This window comes from Kribbella sp. HUAS MG21, from assembly GCF_040254265.1.
Lineage (GTDB): Bacteria > Actinomycetota > Actinomycetes > Propionibacteriales > Kribbellaceae > Kribbella.
This window is the reverse complement of record NZ_CP158165.1, coordinates 1452177-1466397: the sequence shown is the minus strand read 5'-3', so window position 1 is coordinate 1466397 and position 14221 is coordinate 1452177. Positions and strand designations below refer to the sequence as shown.

Here is a 14221-nt window from a genome sequence, read left to right as displayed (position 1 = left end):
CGATGAGCACACCGGACCCCGGGCGCCAGCCGGAGCGGACGCTGCTGGCGTGGCGCCGTACCGCTCTCGGACTGATCGCCAACGGCGCGCTGCTGCTTGCCTCCGGCTACGGATCGTCGCAGGTCCGGACCGGGCTCGGGATCGTGGTTCTCGTGCTGTCGCTGGGCTGCTGGGCGGCTGTCAGCGCCGTCTACCGCCGGACCCGCGGCGCCGCGGTCCATGCCCTCGGCCACCAGAACGTGCTCCGCGTGGCGGCCGGACTGGTGCTCGTCGTCGGGCTGTTCGACCTCTACGCCGTGATCACGCGGTGAAACCGATCGGCTACCAACCGTATAGCGCCCCACGGGGCAGTTCATCACGACGCGGTACGTTGACCCGGCGGATGCCGCGTCAGCGGTCCGTTCCCCCTAGCATGTTCACGGTTTGTCCCTCGTTCACCCGGAGCTTGAAGTGCCGTTACGTCTGCGTCCGAACGACCCGACGTTCTACGACCTTTTCACCGAGTCCGCCAACCACCTCGTGGAGGGATCCCGGATCCTGGCGGAGTTGCTCGGCAGTACGGCGGGGACCGGGCTGTCCTCGAGTCACCAGATCGCCGCCCAGATGAAGGACGCGGAACACGCGGCCGACGAGACCACCCACTCGATCATTCGCCGGGTGAACTCGACCTTCGTCACCCCGTTCGACCGCGAGGACATCTACCGGCTGGCCTCCGATCTCGACGACGTCATGGACTTCATGGAGGAGGCGGTGGACACCATCCACCTCTTCAACCTGGAGAAGCTGCCGGAGGAGATCGCCGAGCAGATCGAGGTCCTGCAGCGGGCCGCCCAGCTGACCGCCGAGACGATGCCGCGGCTGCGCACGATGAAGGACCTCGCCGAGTACTGGATCGAGATCAACCGGCTGGAGAACACCGGCGACGCGGTGCACCGCCGGCTGATCGCCAAGCTGTTCAGCGGTGAGTACGACGCCCTCACCGTGATGAAGCTGAAGACCGTGGTCGACCTGCTGGAGGCCGCGATCGACGCCTTCGAGCACGTCGCCAACACGGTCGAGCAGATCGCCGTCAAGGAGAGCTGAGCGTGGAGCTCGCGCTCGTCGTCGCCGTCGTCGTCATCGCGCTGACGTTCGACTACACCAACGGCTTCCACGACGCCGCGAACGCGATCGCGACGTCGGTGTCGACCCGCGCGCTGACGCCCCGGGTGGCGCTGCTGATGGCCGCGGTGATGAACTTCCTCGGCGCCTTCCTCGGCACCGAGGTGGCCAGCACCGTCGGCAAGGGCATCATCAGTACGCCGACCGGCAGACACGGCCTGGTGATCGTGATCGCGGCGCTGATCGGCGCCATCACCTGGAACATGATCACCTGGTACTTCGGCCTGCCCAGCTCCTCGTCGCACGCGCTGATCGGCGGCCTGGTCGGCGCCGGCCTCGCCTCGACCAGCACGGTGCTGTGGTCCGGCATCCTCGACAAGGTCGTCATCCCGATGATCCTGTCGCCCGCGGTCGGGTTCCTCGGCGCGTTCCTGGTGATGACCGCGATCCTCTGGCTGTTCCGGCGCAGCAATCCCGGGAAGACCACGCGCGGCTTCCGGCTGGCGCAGTCGCTGTCGGCGGCCGCGATGGCGCTCGGTCACGGTCTGCAGGACGCGCAGAAGACGATGGGCGTGATCTTCCTGGCGCTGCTCACCAGCGGGCACGTGAGCGCCGGTGACGACATCCCGACCTGGGTGAAGCTGGCCGCCGCGACCGCCATCTCGCTCGGCACCTACTCCGGTGGCTGGCGGATCATGCGGACGCTCGGCCGCCGGATCATCCACCTGGACCCGGCGCGCGGCTTCGCCTCCGAGGCGGTCGCGGCGACGGTGCTGTACGTGATGGCGATCGGCCTGCACGCGCCCGTCTCCACCACGCACACGATCACTTCCGCGGTGATGGGCGCCGGTGCCACCAAGCGGCTGTCCGCGGTCCGCTGGGGTGTCGCCAAGGGCATTGTCACCGCCTGGATCCTGACGATCCCGGCGGCCGGTGCGGTCGCGGCCCTGTGCTACGCCGTCGCGCACCTGATCCTGGAGTAGACCGCTACCTGTTCCAGCGCCGTACTGCCTTGGCGACGTCCTTGGCGCGGATGGAGCCGAGGTTGTACTCCCAGGCCGCCAGCAGGCGGTCGCCCAGGACCTCCGCGTCCAGCAACGCACGGGGCCGTACGGCGACCGCCCAGGTCGCCGCGGCCGCGTGACCCTGCTGGTGCAACAGGTGGTCGACCGTCGCCTCGATCCGGTTCGCCTGCTCACCGCTGAGGCCGTCCACCGCCCACTGCTGCAGGATCCGCGAGTCGTCGGCCGTCATCCTGGCCAGGTACGTCAGCGGACCGCGCCAGAACCCCCGGCTGCCGATGCTGTCCAGCGTCTCGAGCGGGAACCAGCCGTTCTGGTTCCGCCGCCCGTTCACCGCGGACTCGATCTCGCGGGCACGGTCCGGCGGCAGCCCCTGGACCGCCCAGTCGACGAAGTACGCGCCGGCGTCCGGGATGTGCTCGGCCACGTGCGGCGCCGGCGTCAGCGCCCCCGGCTCGAACAGCCGCAACTCTTCGGTTGAATCGACCAAGACCTTCCCCCGCCCGCTCCGGTACGCGAGCCACCCCAGTTGCCCGCACCACAGGGACCCCCCAGGTACCTGTTTCATCAATGACTGACTTCGTACCCTCGATCCGCGGTGAGGGTCAAGGTCTTCAGCCGGCCGACTTGCGCCGTTCCGCACGCCGCGCGAGCTCCTCGCGGTCCAGCCGCTCGGCCTCCTCGGGCGTCGGCGCGCTGCCGCCGTACGACGCCGGCAACCACCAGGCACCGGCCGGTTGCTCGGGGTAGCCGCGGATGGCCTCGTCGAGCATCCCGGCCATCGTCGACCGCAGCCGCGCGGTCGCCTCCGCCGGGTCGTCGTCGCGCGTCACGGTCAGCGGCGCGCCGATGCTGATCGAGATCGGGCGGTGCCGGCTGAAGTCCCGCGGGTGGTCCTTGGTGAACATCCGCTGCGTTCCCCACAGGATCATCGGCAGCACCGGGACGCCGGCCTCCGCCGCCATCCGCACCGTGCCGGTCTTGAACTCCTTGAGCTCGAACGACCGGCTGATCGTGGCCTCCGGGAAGACGCCGACCAGCTCACCGGCCGCGAGGTACTCGAGGGCCTTCCGGTACGACGCCCCGCCCGCGTCCCGGTCCACCGGGATGTGGTGCATGCCGCGCATCAGCGGTCCGGAGTACCGGTTCCGGAACAGCACCTCCTTGGCCATGAACCGGACCAGCCGCTTGGCCGGCAGTGCGCCGTACCCGCCGAGGACGAAGTCCACGTAGCTGATGTGGTTGATCGCGATCAGCGCCCCGCCGGTGCGCGGGACGTGCTCGGTCCCGGTCCGGCGGATCCGGAGGTCGAGCACCCGGAAGGCGGTCTTCGCGAAGCCGATGACGGGCGGGTAGACGAGGTCTCGCATCCCTAGACGCTACAGGCTTCGACGGCATGGCCTAGGGTGTCGGTGACAACTGGAGATCGCGGGAGCTCGCACCGTAGTGGGCTGAGAGGGCGGCTGGACCAGGCAACCTGGCCGGCGCCGCCGACCGCCGAACCTGTCCGGGTAATTCCGGCGTAGGGAGTTGCAGCATGGTGAATGTCAGCACGATCCGTCCGGCCGTCACCACGGGCCCGATCTCGGGCTCGGAGAAGATCTACCGCGGGGAGCTCGGCGTCCCGGCGCGCCGCGTCCACCTCACCAACGGCGAGCACTTCGACCTCTACGACACGTCCGGTCCGTACACCGACGCGTCCGCGAGCATCGACGTACAGGCCGGGCTGCCCGCGCTGCGGCGCGAGTGGATCGCCGGCCGCGAGCCGCGCACCCAGCTCGGGCACGCGCGGGCCGGGGTGATCACCGAGGAGATGAGGTACGTCGCACTGCGGGAGGGACTCGATCCGGAGTTCGTCCGGGCCGAGGTGGCGCGCGGCCGGGCCGTGATCCCGGCGAACCGGTGCCACCCGGAGAGCGAGCCGATGATCATCGGGAAGAAGTTCCTGGTGAAGGTGAACGCCAACATCGGCAACTCGGCCGTGACGAGCTCGATCGAGGAGGAGGTCGAGAAGCTCGTCTGGGCGACCCGGTGGGGGGCCGACACGGTCATGGACCTGTCCACCGGCAAGAACATCCACGAGACGCGGGAGTGGATCCTGCGCAACTCGCCGGTCCCGATCGGGACGGTGCCGCTGTACCAGGCGCTGGAGAAGGTGAAGGGCGATCCGGCCGCGCTGTCGTGGGAGGTGTACCGCGACACGGTGATCGAGCAGTGCGAGCAGGGTGTCGACTACATGACCGTGCATGCGGGCGTCCTGCTGCGGTACGTGCCACTGACCGCGCGGCGGATCACCGGGATCGTGTCGCGGGGCGGGTCGATCATGGCCGCGTGGTGCCTGGCGCACCACCAGGAGTCCTTCCTGTACACGCACTTCGCGGAGCTCTGCGAGATCCTCCGCGAGTACGACGTGACGTTCTCGCTCGGCGACGGGTTGCGGCCCGGGTGCATCGCGGACGCGAACGACGAGGCGCAGTTCGCGGAACTGCGGACGCTCGGCGAGCTCACCAAGATCGCCTGGGAGCACGACGTCCAGGTGATGATCGAAGGCCCCGGCCACGTGCCGATGCACAAGATCGCGGAGAACGTCCGGCTCGAGGAGGAGCTCTGCGGCGAGGCGCCGTTCTACACCTTGGGGCCGTTGGCAACCGATGTGGCACCGGCGTACGACCACATCACCTCGGCGATCGGCGCCGCGCAGATCGGCTGGCTGGGTACGGCGATGCTCTGCTACGTCACGCCCAAGGAGCATCTCGGGCTGCCGGACCGTGACGACGTGAAGACCGGCGTGATCACGTACAAGATCGCTGCCCACGCGGCGGATCTGGCCAAGGGCCACCCGGGGGCGCAGGCCTGGGACGACACGTTGTCCAAGGCAAGGTTCGAGTTCCGCTGGGAGGACCAGTTCAACCTCTCGCTGGATCCGGACACCGCGCGGTCCTTCCACGACGAGACGCTGCCCGCGGAGCCCGCCAAGACCGCGCACTTCTGCTCGATGTGCGGGCCGAAGTTCTGCTCGATGCGGATCACCGCCGACATCCGTGCGTACGCCGAGGAGCGTGGCCTGACCTCCACGGAGGCGGTCGAGGCCGGCTTCGCGGAGATGTCGGAGACGTTCAAGGCCGCCGACCAGAAGCTCTACCTGCCGCTCGCGGACTGAGTGCCGCCCGTTCCGGCCCCTGGACCCGTCCTCCGGGCCGGATACGGGGAGTGACGGGGTGAAGCGATTAAGGTTTTGGCCTTCACTCTACGTGAATAAGACTGTAGCCTTAAGCCGTTCGGAAGGAGGTGCAGGGCGATGGTCTTCGTTCTCACGGTAGATCAGCGCGGCAGCCGAAGCACGAGCGATCTCGTACCCGAGCTCCTGAATTCCCTGAACCGCCGGCCGCGGCGGACCGGCCTGCTGCGGAAGTTCGAGCGGACCGCCGGCGACGAGGTCCAGGGCGTGCTGACCGAGGCCCGGACCACGATCGACGTCGTGGTCGAGCTGCTCCGGGCGGACAGCTGGTACGTCGGACTCGGGATCGGCGAGGTCACCGAACCGCTGCCGCGCAGCACCCGGGCGGGCAGCGGCGCGGCGTTCGTGTTCGCCCGCGAGGCGGTGACGCGGGCCAAGTCCAGCCCGCACCACGTGAACGTGGTCGGCGCGGACTCGCGCAGGGCGGAGCAGGTGGAGACGGTGCTGTGGCTGATGGCGTCCGTCCTGCGACGCCGCAGCGAACGCGGCTGGGCAGTGGCGGACCTGCTGGCCGAAGGACTCACCAGGCGGGAGATCGGTGTGAAACTCGGGATCAGCCAGTCGGCGGTGACCCAACGCGCGCAGGCGGCGGGTTTCGCCGAGGAGCAGCGCGGACGGGTGCTGGCCGCGGACCTCCTCGACGCCGGGGCTGCTGCGTGACGGCACTGGTCCTCTCGCTCACCGCGGCCGCCCTGCTCCTCGCCGTCCTGGCGTGGATCCCCAAATCCGGTTCCACTCTCGAGATCGTCCTCAGCGGCGTCATGCTGGCCTGCCTGGCCGCTGTCGGCGTACTGCTGCTCGCCGGTGACGGTGTGGCCGGCTGGGCCGAGCGTTGGTGGAACGTGCTGCTCCTGCTGGCCGGAGCGCTCGCGGTGACCGGTGGCGGCCCGCTGACGACCTCCGTGATGGCGTTGGCGGACCGGGGGAGCACCCGGGCCCAGTCGACGCAGAAGGCCGGTGAGGTACTGCGTGGCGGTGCGCTGATCGGTGCGCTCGAACGGACCGCTGTCTACGCGGCCCTCGTCGCCGGCTGGCCGGAAGGCATCGCCATCGTGCTGGCGATCAAGGGCCTGGCCCGGTACCCCGAGCTGCGCAGCCCGGACCAGCCCGCATCCGTGACGCCGCAGGCCGTGGCCGAACGCTTCATCATCGGTACGTTCAGCAGTGTCCTGTGGGCGGTGACCTGCGCCGGCCTGCTGCGCTCACACTGACGTCAGGTCTTGACGACGTACGTGCTCATGACCTTGTCGTGCCAGGTCTGGTGCTGCTCGTCCCACAGCGGCCACAGCACGTTCAGGAAGCAGGCGTTGTTGAAGACGCCGCTGAGGAAGTCCCGCAGGAACGACCGCCAGGCGCCGATCGGCTGGCCGGTCCCCGCGTCGATCAGCCGGATGTGCAGGGCGCTCTTGCCGATGCTCTGTCCGGTCCGGCCCTGGCGGAACACGCGGTTCCACAGGGTGAGGCCGATGCTGGCGAGAAGGCTCACCACGAACAGGATGATCGCGTACGCCTGTGGATCGTCGTCCGGGTAGGGGTTGTCCTCGCGGGCGACGATGTTCGCGATCAGGACGCCGTACCCGATCATGACCGGCGCCAGCGAGATCAGGCTGTCGATCAGCGACGCCCCGACGCGGGCGCCCCAGCCGGCCAAGGGAGCACCCGGGTACCCGTAGCCGTAGCCGTACGGCTGCTGACCGTACGGCGGCTGGCCGTACTGACCGTAAGGCTGACCGTAAGGCTGACCATAGGGCTGACCATAGGGCTGGCCATAAGGCTGCCCGTGCTGCGGCTGGTCTTGCGGGCCGTACCCGGGTGGTGTGCTCATGTCGCTTCCTCGCTCGTCCGTCGAACAGCCCTATCGTTCCAGGTCTGCCCGGGAACGCGCGGACGCCGTGACCTGAACAGGTCACGGCGTCCGGAGCTGCCGGGTCTGGCGTCAGACCTTGACGACGTACGTGTTGTTGATCTTGTCCGCGAACGTCTGCTTCTTCTGGTCCCACAGCGGCCAGAGCCAGCCGATGTAGCAGGCCAGGCTGTCGAGGATGTGCGTGATGTCGCGCAGGATCGTCTTCCCGACACCGAGCGGCTGACCGGTCTCGGCGCCGACCAGCTTGATGTTGAGCACCTTCTTGCCCCAGGTCTGGCCGGTCTTCGCCTGCTGGATCCAGCGGTTGTAGACGAACAGGCCGACGCCGATCAGCGAGAACACCAGGCCGACGATCAGCAGGCCGGTGTTCTCGTCGTTCTGGGTCAGGGCGTTGCCGATACCGCCCGGGATGCCGTAGATGACGCCGTCGACGAGGTACCCACCGACACGCTGCGGCCAGCTGGCCAGCTCACCCGTGGCGGATGCTCCGCCGTACCCGTAGCCGGCCTGCCCGTACTGCCCGGGCTGCTGCGGGTAACCGGGCTGCTGCCCGTACTGTCCGGGCTGCTGCGGGTAGCCAGGCTGCTGCCCGTACTGCCCCGGCTGCTGCCCGTAGCCCGGCTGCTGCGGCTGCTGCCCATAACCGGGCTGCTGGCCGTACCCGGGCTGCTGCCCGTAGCCAGGCTGCTGCTGGGCGCCGTACCCGGGCTGCTGTCCGTACTGTCCCGGCTGACCGGGCTGGCCCGGCTGCGGGGAGTCCTGCGGGCCGTAACCCGGTGGTGGCGTCGGAGTGCTCACGACGATCCCTTCTGAGTGTCAATTGAGGAGTGGTTGCAGGCTAGTGGTCCGACGGCTCAGTGCCCCCGGCGGATCCCAGGTGTTGAGAGTTACCGTTGTCATGTGTCGATCTCGCAGAGCGTCGTACTCCGCCCCGCCGGTCCGGTGCAGCCGCTGGACCGCCGCGTCTGGGGCCTGTCGGCTGTCGGCGTCGGCGGGTTCGCCCTGGCAGGCGTGTACCAGCTGTCCGGCGGGCGGATCGGCATCCCGTGCATCCTGCACGCGACCACCGGGCTGGACTGCCCGCTGTGCGGATCGACGAGAATGGCAGCCGCCTTGCTGCGCGGCGATCTGGCCGCGGCCTGGAACTTCAACGCCGTGGTCCTCGTCCTGGGCCCGCTGATCGGCGTTGCCGTCGGCTACCAGGTGCTTGCCTGGACGCTCGAGTCGCTCCGGCTCGTCAAGCTCCCGCGGCTGCGGATGAGCTCGCGGACGTCCGATCGCCTCCTGACCGCGGTGATCGCACTCCTCGTGGTCTTCGGCGTCGTCCGCAACCTCGTCTGACGACGAGGGCGGCCGGGCAGCCCTGCACGCCGCCCGGCCGGGTCGGCTACGTGCCGGGCCGCACACCGGCGGCGTAGGAGATGATGCCGATGACCAGGGCGACGATGCCGCCGATCCAGGCGACCTTCGCGAGCGTGTCCGGCTGTCCCTGCTCCCGGAACTTGCCCTGCGCAATCAGTCCGAGGACGATCGAGGCCGGAGAGCAGCAGAACCAGCAGACGATGCCGATGATCGACAGCACCTTCGGGGTGTTGTTCTGCGGTGCGGCGCCGGGCTGGCCGTACCCGTAACCCGGCTGCTGGCCGTACGCCCCGGACTGGCCGTACTGCCCAGGCTGCTGGCCGTACTGGCCCGGCTGGCCGGGATACGCACCCGGCTGCTGCTGACCGTAACCCGGCTGCTGACCGTAGCCGGGCTGCTGGCCGTAGTCAGGCTGCTGCTGGCCATAGCCGGGCTGCTGCCCGTACTGGCCCGGCTGCTGCTGCCCGTAGCCCGGTTCCTGTCCTGGTTCCTGTCCTGGTTGTTGGCCTGGTTGTTGGCCGTACCCCGGCTGCTGACCGTAGCCGCCGGACTGGCCAGGCGTGCCCTGCGGGCCGTCTTGGTCGTTCTGGTCGTCGCCGGGTGGTGGCGTTGGTGTGCTCACCGCGGTTCCCTTCTGAGAAGGTTGAGGAATCAGCGCAGACTATCTTTTCCACAGGTTCCCGGTCTTGCTCCCACTCCGGTCCCGGGAAGGCTTAGGGTGGCTGGCTGTGACCGAGACCCCTCAATCGCCCGCGCCGGATCCGCACGCCCAGGGTGCCGATCCGACGCGCAACCTGCCGGCCCAGCAGCCGTCGTTCGGTGGTGGCCCCCAGGATCAGCCAGGGCAGTTCGCGCCGCCGCCCGGTGCGTTCCCGCCACCAGTGGGCGGCAACTATCCGCAGTACCAGCAGACCCCGCCGATGCCCGCCCAGGCGCTGCCGACCGGGCCGGTGCTGGTGACGATCGGCGACATCTCCGTCGAGCAGCAGCGGATCGTCACCCCGGCCGGCGTGATGCCGACCCACGGTGCGAACTGGTCGGCGATGGACATGTCGCGGACCGAGGAGAAGATCCCGGCCTGGGCGATCGTGCTGGCGATCATCTTCGCGCTGGCCTGCCTGCTCGGCCTGCTGTTCCTGCTCGTCAAGGAGCGCAAGACCCAGGGCTTCGTGCAGGTCACCGTGCAGCACGGCAACCGCACCCACAACACCCACGTCGGCGTCAGCTCACCGCAGCAGGTGGCCGATGTGCTTGCCCGGGTCAACTTCGCCCGGACCCTCTGCGTCTGAAGGGATTCAACGGCGAACGGCCGCCGCGACGAGTCGTCGCGGCGGCCGTTTTTCGTTGTCCGGACCGATCAGCCGAAGCGGCCGGTGATGTAGTCCTCGGTGGCCTTCTCCGACGGGTTGGAGAAGATCTGCTTGGTCGGGGCCATCTCGATCAGCCGGCCGGGCTTGCCGGTCGCGGCCAGGTTGAAGAACGCCGTCTGGTCCGAGACCCGCGCCGCCTGCTGCATGTTGTGCGTGACGATGACGACGGTGAACCGGTCCTTGAGCTTCTCGATCAGGTCCTCGATCGCCAGCGTCGAGATCGGGTCGAGGGCCGAGCACGGCTCGTCCATCAGGATCACCTCGGGCTCGACGGCGATCGCCCGCGCGATGCAGAGCCGCTGCTGCTGACCGCCGGACAGGCCCGCGCCGGGCTTGTCCAGCCGGTCCTTGACCTCGTTCCACAGGTTGGCGCCCTTGAGCGACTGCTCGACGACCTCGGCCAGCTTCTTGCGGTCCTTGACCCCGTTCAGCTTCAGGCCGGACGCGACGTTGTCGAAGATCGACATCGTCGGGAACGGGTTCGGCCGCTGGAACACCATGCCGACGACCCGCCGGACCGCGACCGGGTCGACGCCGGAGCCGTACAGGTCCTGCTGGTCCAGCAGCACCTTGCCCTCGACCCGGGCGCCGGGGATCACCTCGTGCATCCGGTTCAGGGTGCGCAGGAACGTGGACTTGCCGCAGCCGGACGGGCCGATGAACGCCGTGACCGAGCGGGGCTCGACCGTCATCGACACGTCCTCCACGGCCTTGAAATCGCCGTAGTAGACGTTGAGGCCGCTGACCTCGATGCGCTTCGCCATATCGACTCAGTACCTCTCGTGACTATTTCGACTTGATGGTGCTGAACCGGGCGATCAGCCGGGCCAGCAGGTTGAGGGCCAGGACCAGGAGGATCAGCGTGAGCGCCGCCGCCCACACCCGGTCCGCGGCCGGCTCCAGCGCCAGCTCGGTCCGGTCCTGGTTGATCATCGTCGGCAACGCGCCCATGAACCCCTCGAACGGGTTCAGGTTGATGTTCTTCGAGTAGCCGACCAGGATCAGCAGCGGCGCGGTCTCGCCCATGACGCGGGCCAGACCGAGCATCACGCCGGTGATGATGCCGCCGAACGCGGTGGGTACGACGACCTTCAGGATCGTCTTCCACTTCGGTACGCCGAGCGCGTACGACGCCTCGCGCAGCTCGTCCGGGACCAGCTTGAGCATCTCCTCGGTGGACCGCAGGACGACCGGGAGCATCAGCAGCACCAGCGACAGCGACACCGCGAAACCGACCCGGTTGAAGCCGAACACGGTGATCCAGACCGCGTAGATGAACAGCGCGGCGACGATCGACGGGACACCGGTGAGGATGTCGATCATGAAGCTGACGGCGCGGGCTGCCTTGGTGCCCTTGCCGTACTCGACCAGGTAGATCGCACCGAGGATGGCGATCGGGACCGCGATCAGGGCGGTGATCAGGCCCATGATCAGGGTGCCCATGATCGCGTGGTACGCGCCGCCGCCCTCCCGCCGGACGGTGATGCCGCGCTGCGACTCGCCCCACCAGCCGGCGTCGAACAGCAGGTTGTAGCCCTTGCTGATCACGGTCCAGAGGATCCAGAGCAGCGGGATCAGCGCGAGCACGAAGGCCAGCGAGATCAGCACCGTGGCGAGGGTGTTCCGGAACGCCCGGGCCCCCGACTTCCCGGTCAGGTCCAGCGCCTGCCCGTCGTACGCCGGTTTGTTGGCTGCAAGCGTGGTCACGCCACGGCTCCTTCCTTGGCGGCGGCCCCGCCCGCGCTGCGGTTGCGGCGCGGCCGCTTACCGCCCGGGGCGCTGCGGTCGACGATGATCCGGGCCGCGGAGTTGACCAGGAACGTGACCACGAACAGGACCAGGCCGGCCGCGATGTACGCGCCGGTCTTCTCCGGCGAGTCGAACTCGGCGGCGTTGTTGGCGATCTTCGACGCGAACGTCTCGCCGCCGGCGAAGATCGAGGGGTTCCAGGGGTCGTTGCCGTTCGGCACCGACAGGATGATCAGCACCGCGACGGTCTCACCGAGCGCGCGGCCGAGGCCCAGCATCGAGGCGCTCACCACACCGGAGCGCCCGTACGGCAGTACGGCGAGCCGGATCATCTCCCAGCGGGTCGCGCCGAGTGCCAGCGCGCCCTCGCGGTGCGAGATCGGCGTCTGCGCGAAGATCTCCCGGCTGATCGCGGTGACCACCGGCAGGATCATGATCGCCAGCACGACCGACGCGGTGAAGACCACGCCGACGTTGTCGCCGAGCGGCTTCTCGAACAGCGGGATCCAGCCGAGCGCGCCGTCCAGGCCGTTGATCACCGGGCGCAGGATCGGGGCGAAGAACAGGATGCCCCAGAGGCCGTAGATGATCGACGGTACGGCGGCCAGCAGGTCGACCGCGTGCGCCACCGGGGACGCCAGCCGCTTCGGGGCGTAGTACGTGACGAACAGCGCGACGCCGATCGCGATCGGGACCGCGATCAGCATCGCGATGATCGAGCTGACCACCGTGGTGTAGAACAGCGCCGCGATACCGAACCGGGGCTCCGCGCCGCCGGGCTCCCAGATCCGGGAGAACAGGAAGCTGCTGCGGTTGTCGGCGAGCGCCGGGATCGCCAGCGCCAGCAGGAAGATGCCGACGAACGCGACGATCAGCACCACCAGGCCGCCGGAGCCGCGGGCGAGCCCGCCGAACAGCCGGTCACCGAGGTGGCCGACCGGACCGAGCTCGAGCTTGCGGTCGGGTTCGGGTGCGGCCGGCGTACCGGCGGGCTCGACTCCCGACTCGGTCAGCACCTCCGCGGAGTGCTGCGCCGCCTCGTGCTCGGCATGTTCCTCCGCCAAGTCCTCGAAGTGCGGGGTCGGCCGGTCGGGCGGGGCCGTGCCGTCTGGGCTACTCATCTGATGGTGCTCCAAGCGCCTGGGTCGTGATGGTCACGTCGGGGTTCTCACGAGGCGAAGCCCCGGCCGCCTCCGATGACTCGGACCGGCCGGGGCTCGCATCACTGCTGCGTCTCGATCAGCTGATCGCCTGGATGGCGGCCTCGACCTTGGTCTGGGTCTCGGCCGGGAGCGGCGCGTAGTTCAGCTCGGTCAGCGACGCCTGGCCGTCCTTGCTCGCGAAGTAGCTCAGGAAGCTCTTCACCAGCGCGGTCTTCTCGGCCGGGAGACCCTTGGTGCAGGCGATCTCGTAGGTGACCAGGATGATCGGGTAGGCGCCCGCCTCCTTGGTCGCGTAGTCCAGCTTCAGCGCCAGGTCGGACCCGGTGCCGGCCGGCTTCGCGGCGGCCAGCGCCTTACCGGCGGACTCGGGGGTCAGCTCGACCGGGCCGGAGCCGTTGTCGATCTGCGCGACGCCGAGCTTGTTGTCGACGGCGTACGACCACTCGACGTAGGTGATCGAGTTCTTGGTGCTCTTGACGCCCTCGGCGACGCCGGCCGACTTCTCCTTGCCGGAGCCGGTGCCGGTCCACTTCTTGGCCGGCTCGCCGGCCCAGGCGCCACCACCCGCGGCCTTGAGGTACTTCGTGAAGTTCTCGGTGGTGCCGGACTCGTCGGAGCGGAAGAACACCGAGATCGGGGCCGACGGCAGCGTGACGCCCGCGTTCAGCTTGGCGATCGCCGGGTCGTTCCAGGTCTTGACCGTGCCCTGGAAGATCTTCGCGACGGTCGCGCCGTCGAGGACCAGCTTGTCGACGCCGTCCAGGTTGTAGGCGACCGCGACCGGGCCGATCACCATCGGCAGGTTGATCGCCGGGTTGTTCGCGCAGCGCTTGGTGGCCGCGGTGGCCTCGTCGGGCTTCAGCGCCGAGTCGGAGCCGGCGAAGTCCACCTGGTTCGCGTTGAACTGCTTGATACCCGCCCCGGAACCGGTCGGGTTGTAGTTCACCGTGACGTCGGCGCACTTCTCGTTGTACTTGCTGATGACTTCCTCGATGGCGTTCTTCTGCGCCGAGGATCCCTCAGCGTTCAGCGTGCCCTTCGGGCAGTCGGCGCCGGCGGACGACTCCGAGGAGCCGGGGCTCGAGGAACCGGACGGCTCGGGGTCACTGCCACAGGCGCTCAGAGCGAGGACGCCGAGGGATGCCACGGCGACGGAGCCGACGCGGAACAGGCGATTGACGGACACGAGAGTGTTGCCCTTCTGCGGGAATCAGACTTCTGAACTTCCACAGACGGTAGGGAGACCAGGTGACCGACCGGTCCGTCGTCGGTGAACGACCGGTGAACGGTTCCAGTAGCGTGTGCGACGCCTGGCGTGCCGACAGGCGGCCAATAGGTGAACTGAGTTA

Annotated in this window: 17 protein-coding genes and 1 riboswitch; of the genes, 8 read left to right on the top strand and 9 right to left on the bottom strand. The window is 68.9% G+C overall.

What is annotated here, in order from left to right:
• Positions 1–2 precede the first annotated feature (2 nt).
• From ABN611_RS07125 to ABN611_RS07115, 3 genes are all read left to right on the top strand, one after another.
• Complete coding sequence (locus ABN611_RS07125; protein WP_350278989.1) at positions 3–311, top strand: DUF202 domain-containing protein; 309 nt, start codon at positions 3–5, stop codon at positions 309–311.
• A gap of 139 nt (positions 312–450) precedes the next feature.
• Complete coding sequence (locus ABN611_RS07120) at positions 451–1083, top strand: DUF47 family protein (protein ID WP_350278988.1); 633 nt, start codon at positions 451–453, stop codon at positions 1081–1083.
• A 2-nt stretch (positions 1084–1085) separates the two neighbouring features.
• A complete protein-coding gene (locus ABN611_RS07115) occupies positions 1086–2084 on the top strand; it encodes an inorganic phosphate transporter (RefSeq protein ID WP_350278987.1) in 999 nt (332 codons plus the stop codon).
• Positions 2085–2088: 4 nt separating this feature from the next.
• Here ABN611_RS07115 and ABN611_RS07110 read toward each other — a convergent pair whose 3' ends face one another.
• Positions 2089–2613 carry a hypothetical protein gene (locus ABN611_RS07110; protein WP_350278986.1) on the bottom strand — a complete coding sequence of 175 codons (525 nt, stop codon included), beginning with the start codon at positions 2611–2613 and terminating at the stop codon, positions 2089–2091.
• Between the two features lie 124 nt (positions 2614–2737).
• A complete protein-coding gene (locus ABN611_RS07105; protein ID WP_350278985.1) occupies positions 2738–3493 on the bottom strand; it encodes a lysophospholipid acyltransferase family protein in 756 nt (251 codons plus the stop codon).
• Between the two features lie 48 nt (positions 3494–3541).
• Positions 3542–3669: riboswitch (TPP riboswitch) on the top strand.
• On the opposite strand from ABN611_RS07105, the gene thiC reads away from it, so the two are divergent.
• From thiC to ABN611_RS07090, 3 genes are all read left to right on the top strand, one after another.
• Complete coding sequence (thiC, locus tag ABN611_RS07100) at positions 3661–5283, top strand: phosphomethylpyrimidine synthase ThiC (protein WP_350278984.1); 1623 nt, start codon at positions 3661–3663, stop codon at positions 5281–5283. (Overlaps the previous riboswitch by 9 nt.)
• 138 nt (positions 5284–5421) lie before the next feature.
• Positions 5422–6021 carry a transposase gene (locus tag ABN611_RS07095; protein WP_350278983.1) on the top strand — a complete coding sequence of 200 codons (600 nt, stop codon included), beginning with the start codon at positions 5422–5424 and terminating at the stop codon, positions 6019–6021.
• Positions 6018–6572 (top strand): hypothetical protein, encoded by a 555-nt coding sequence (locus ABN611_RS07090; protein ID WP_350278982.1) that lies wholly within the window; start codon positions 6018–6020, stop codon positions 6570–6572. The genes ABN611_RS07095 and ABN611_RS07090 overlap by 4 nt, the downstream gene beginning before the upstream one ends.
• Positions 6573–6574: 2 nt before the next feature.
• Here ABN611_RS07090 and ABN611_RS07085 read toward each other — a convergent pair whose 3' ends face one another.
• Both ABN611_RS07085 and ABN611_RS07080 read right to left on the bottom strand, forming a co-directional pair.
• On the bottom strand, positions 6575–7186 hold the full coding sequence (locus ABN611_RS07085) for an RDD family protein (protein WP_350278981.1): 612 nt from the start codon (positions 7184–7186) through the stop codon (positions 6575–6577).
• Between the two features lie 111 nt (positions 7187–7297).
• Positions 7298–8026, bottom strand: a complete 729-nt coding sequence (locus ABN611_RS07080) for an RDD family protein (protein ID WP_350278980.1) — start codon at positions 8024–8026, stop codon at positions 7298–7300.
• 102 nt (positions 8027–8128) lie between these two features.
• Between ABN611_RS07080 and ABN611_RS07075 the strand changes: the two genes are divergently transcribed.
• Complete coding sequence (locus tag ABN611_RS07075; RefSeq protein ID WP_350278979.1) at positions 8129–8569, top strand: DUF2752 domain-containing protein; 441 nt, start codon at positions 8129–8131, stop codon at positions 8567–8569.
• A gap of 46 nt (positions 8570–8615) precedes the next feature.
• Here ABN611_RS07075 and ABN611_RS07070 read toward each other — a convergent pair whose 3' ends face one another.
• Positions 8616–9212, bottom strand: coding sequence for a DUF4190 domain-containing protein (locus tag ABN611_RS07070; protein WP_350278978.1), 597 nt, complete (start codon positions 9210–9212; stop codon positions 8616–8618).
• A 106-nt stretch (positions 9213–9318) separates the two neighbouring features.
• Between ABN611_RS07070 and ABN611_RS07065 the strand changes: the two genes are divergently transcribed.
• Positions 9319–9879, top strand: coding sequence for a hypothetical protein (locus ABN611_RS07065; protein WP_350278977.1), 561 nt, complete (start codon positions 9319–9321; stop codon positions 9877–9879).
• A gap of 68 nt (positions 9880–9947) precedes the next feature.
• Here ABN611_RS07065 and pstB read toward each other — a convergent pair whose 3' ends face one another.
• The 4 genes from pstB to pstS all read right to left on the bottom strand — a co-directional run bounded on the left by pstB (position 9948) and on the right by pstS (position 14058).
• Positions 9948–10724, bottom strand: a complete 777-nt coding sequence (pstB, locus tag ABN611_RS07060) for a phosphate ABC transporter ATP-binding protein PstB (RefSeq protein ID WP_350278976.1) — start codon at positions 10722–10724, stop codon at positions 9948–9950.
• 22 nt (positions 10725–10746) lie between these two features.
• The gene (gene pstA / locus ABN611_RS07055; RefSeq protein ID WP_350278975.1) at positions 10747–11667 is read right to left on the bottom strand and encodes a phosphate ABC transporter permease PstA; all 921 of its coding nucleotides are present in this window, start codon (positions 11665–11667) and stop codon (positions 10747–10749) included.
• A complete protein-coding gene (gene pstC / locus ABN611_RS07050) occupies positions 11664–12830 on the bottom strand; it encodes a phosphate ABC transporter permease subunit PstC (RefSeq protein ID WP_350278974.1) in 1167 nt (388 codons plus the stop codon). Before pstC ends, pstA begins: the two co-directional genes overlap by 4 nt.
• A 118-nt stretch (positions 12831–12948) precedes the next feature.
• The gene (gene pstS / locus ABN611_RS07045) at positions 12949–14058 is read right to left on the bottom strand and encodes a phosphate ABC transporter substrate-binding protein PstS (RefSeq protein WP_350278973.1); all 1110 of its coding nucleotides are present in this window, start codon (positions 14056–14058) and stop codon (positions 12949–12951) included.
• Between the last annotated feature and the right edge of the window lie 163 nt (positions 14059–14221).

What these genes read in the sequence shown, in the direction of transcription:
- ABN611_RS07105 (WP_350278985.1), bottom strand. Translation starts at nt 3,493, where the DNA reads ATGCGAGACCTCGTCTACCCGCCCGTCATCGGCTTCGCGAAGACCGCC.
- pstC (WP_350278974.1), bottom strand. Translation starts at nt 12,830, where the DNA reads ATGAGTAGCCCAGACGGCACGGCCCCGCCCGACCGGCCGACCCCGCAC.
- pstB (WP_350278976.1), bottom strand. Translation starts at nt 10,724, where the DNA reads ATGGCGAAGCGCATCGAGGTCAGCGGCCTCAACGTCTACTACGGCGAT.
- ABN611_RS07125 (WP_350278989.1), top strand. Translation starts at nt 3, where the DNA reads ATGAGCACACCGGACCCCGGGCGCCAGCCGGAGCGGACGCTGCTGGCG.
- thiC (WP_350278984.1), top strand. Translation starts at nt 3,661, where the DNA reads ATGGTGAATGTCAGCACGATCCGTCCGGCCGTCACCACGGGCCCGATC.
- ABN611_RS07095 (WP_350278983.1), top strand. Translation starts at nt 5,422, where the DNA reads ATGGTCTTCGTTCTCACGGTAGATCAGCGCGGCAGCCGAAGCACGAGC.
- ABN611_RS07085 (WP_350278981.1), bottom strand. Translation starts at nt 7,186, where the DNA reads ATGAGCACACCACCCGGGTACGGCCCGCAAGACCAGCCGCAGCACGGG.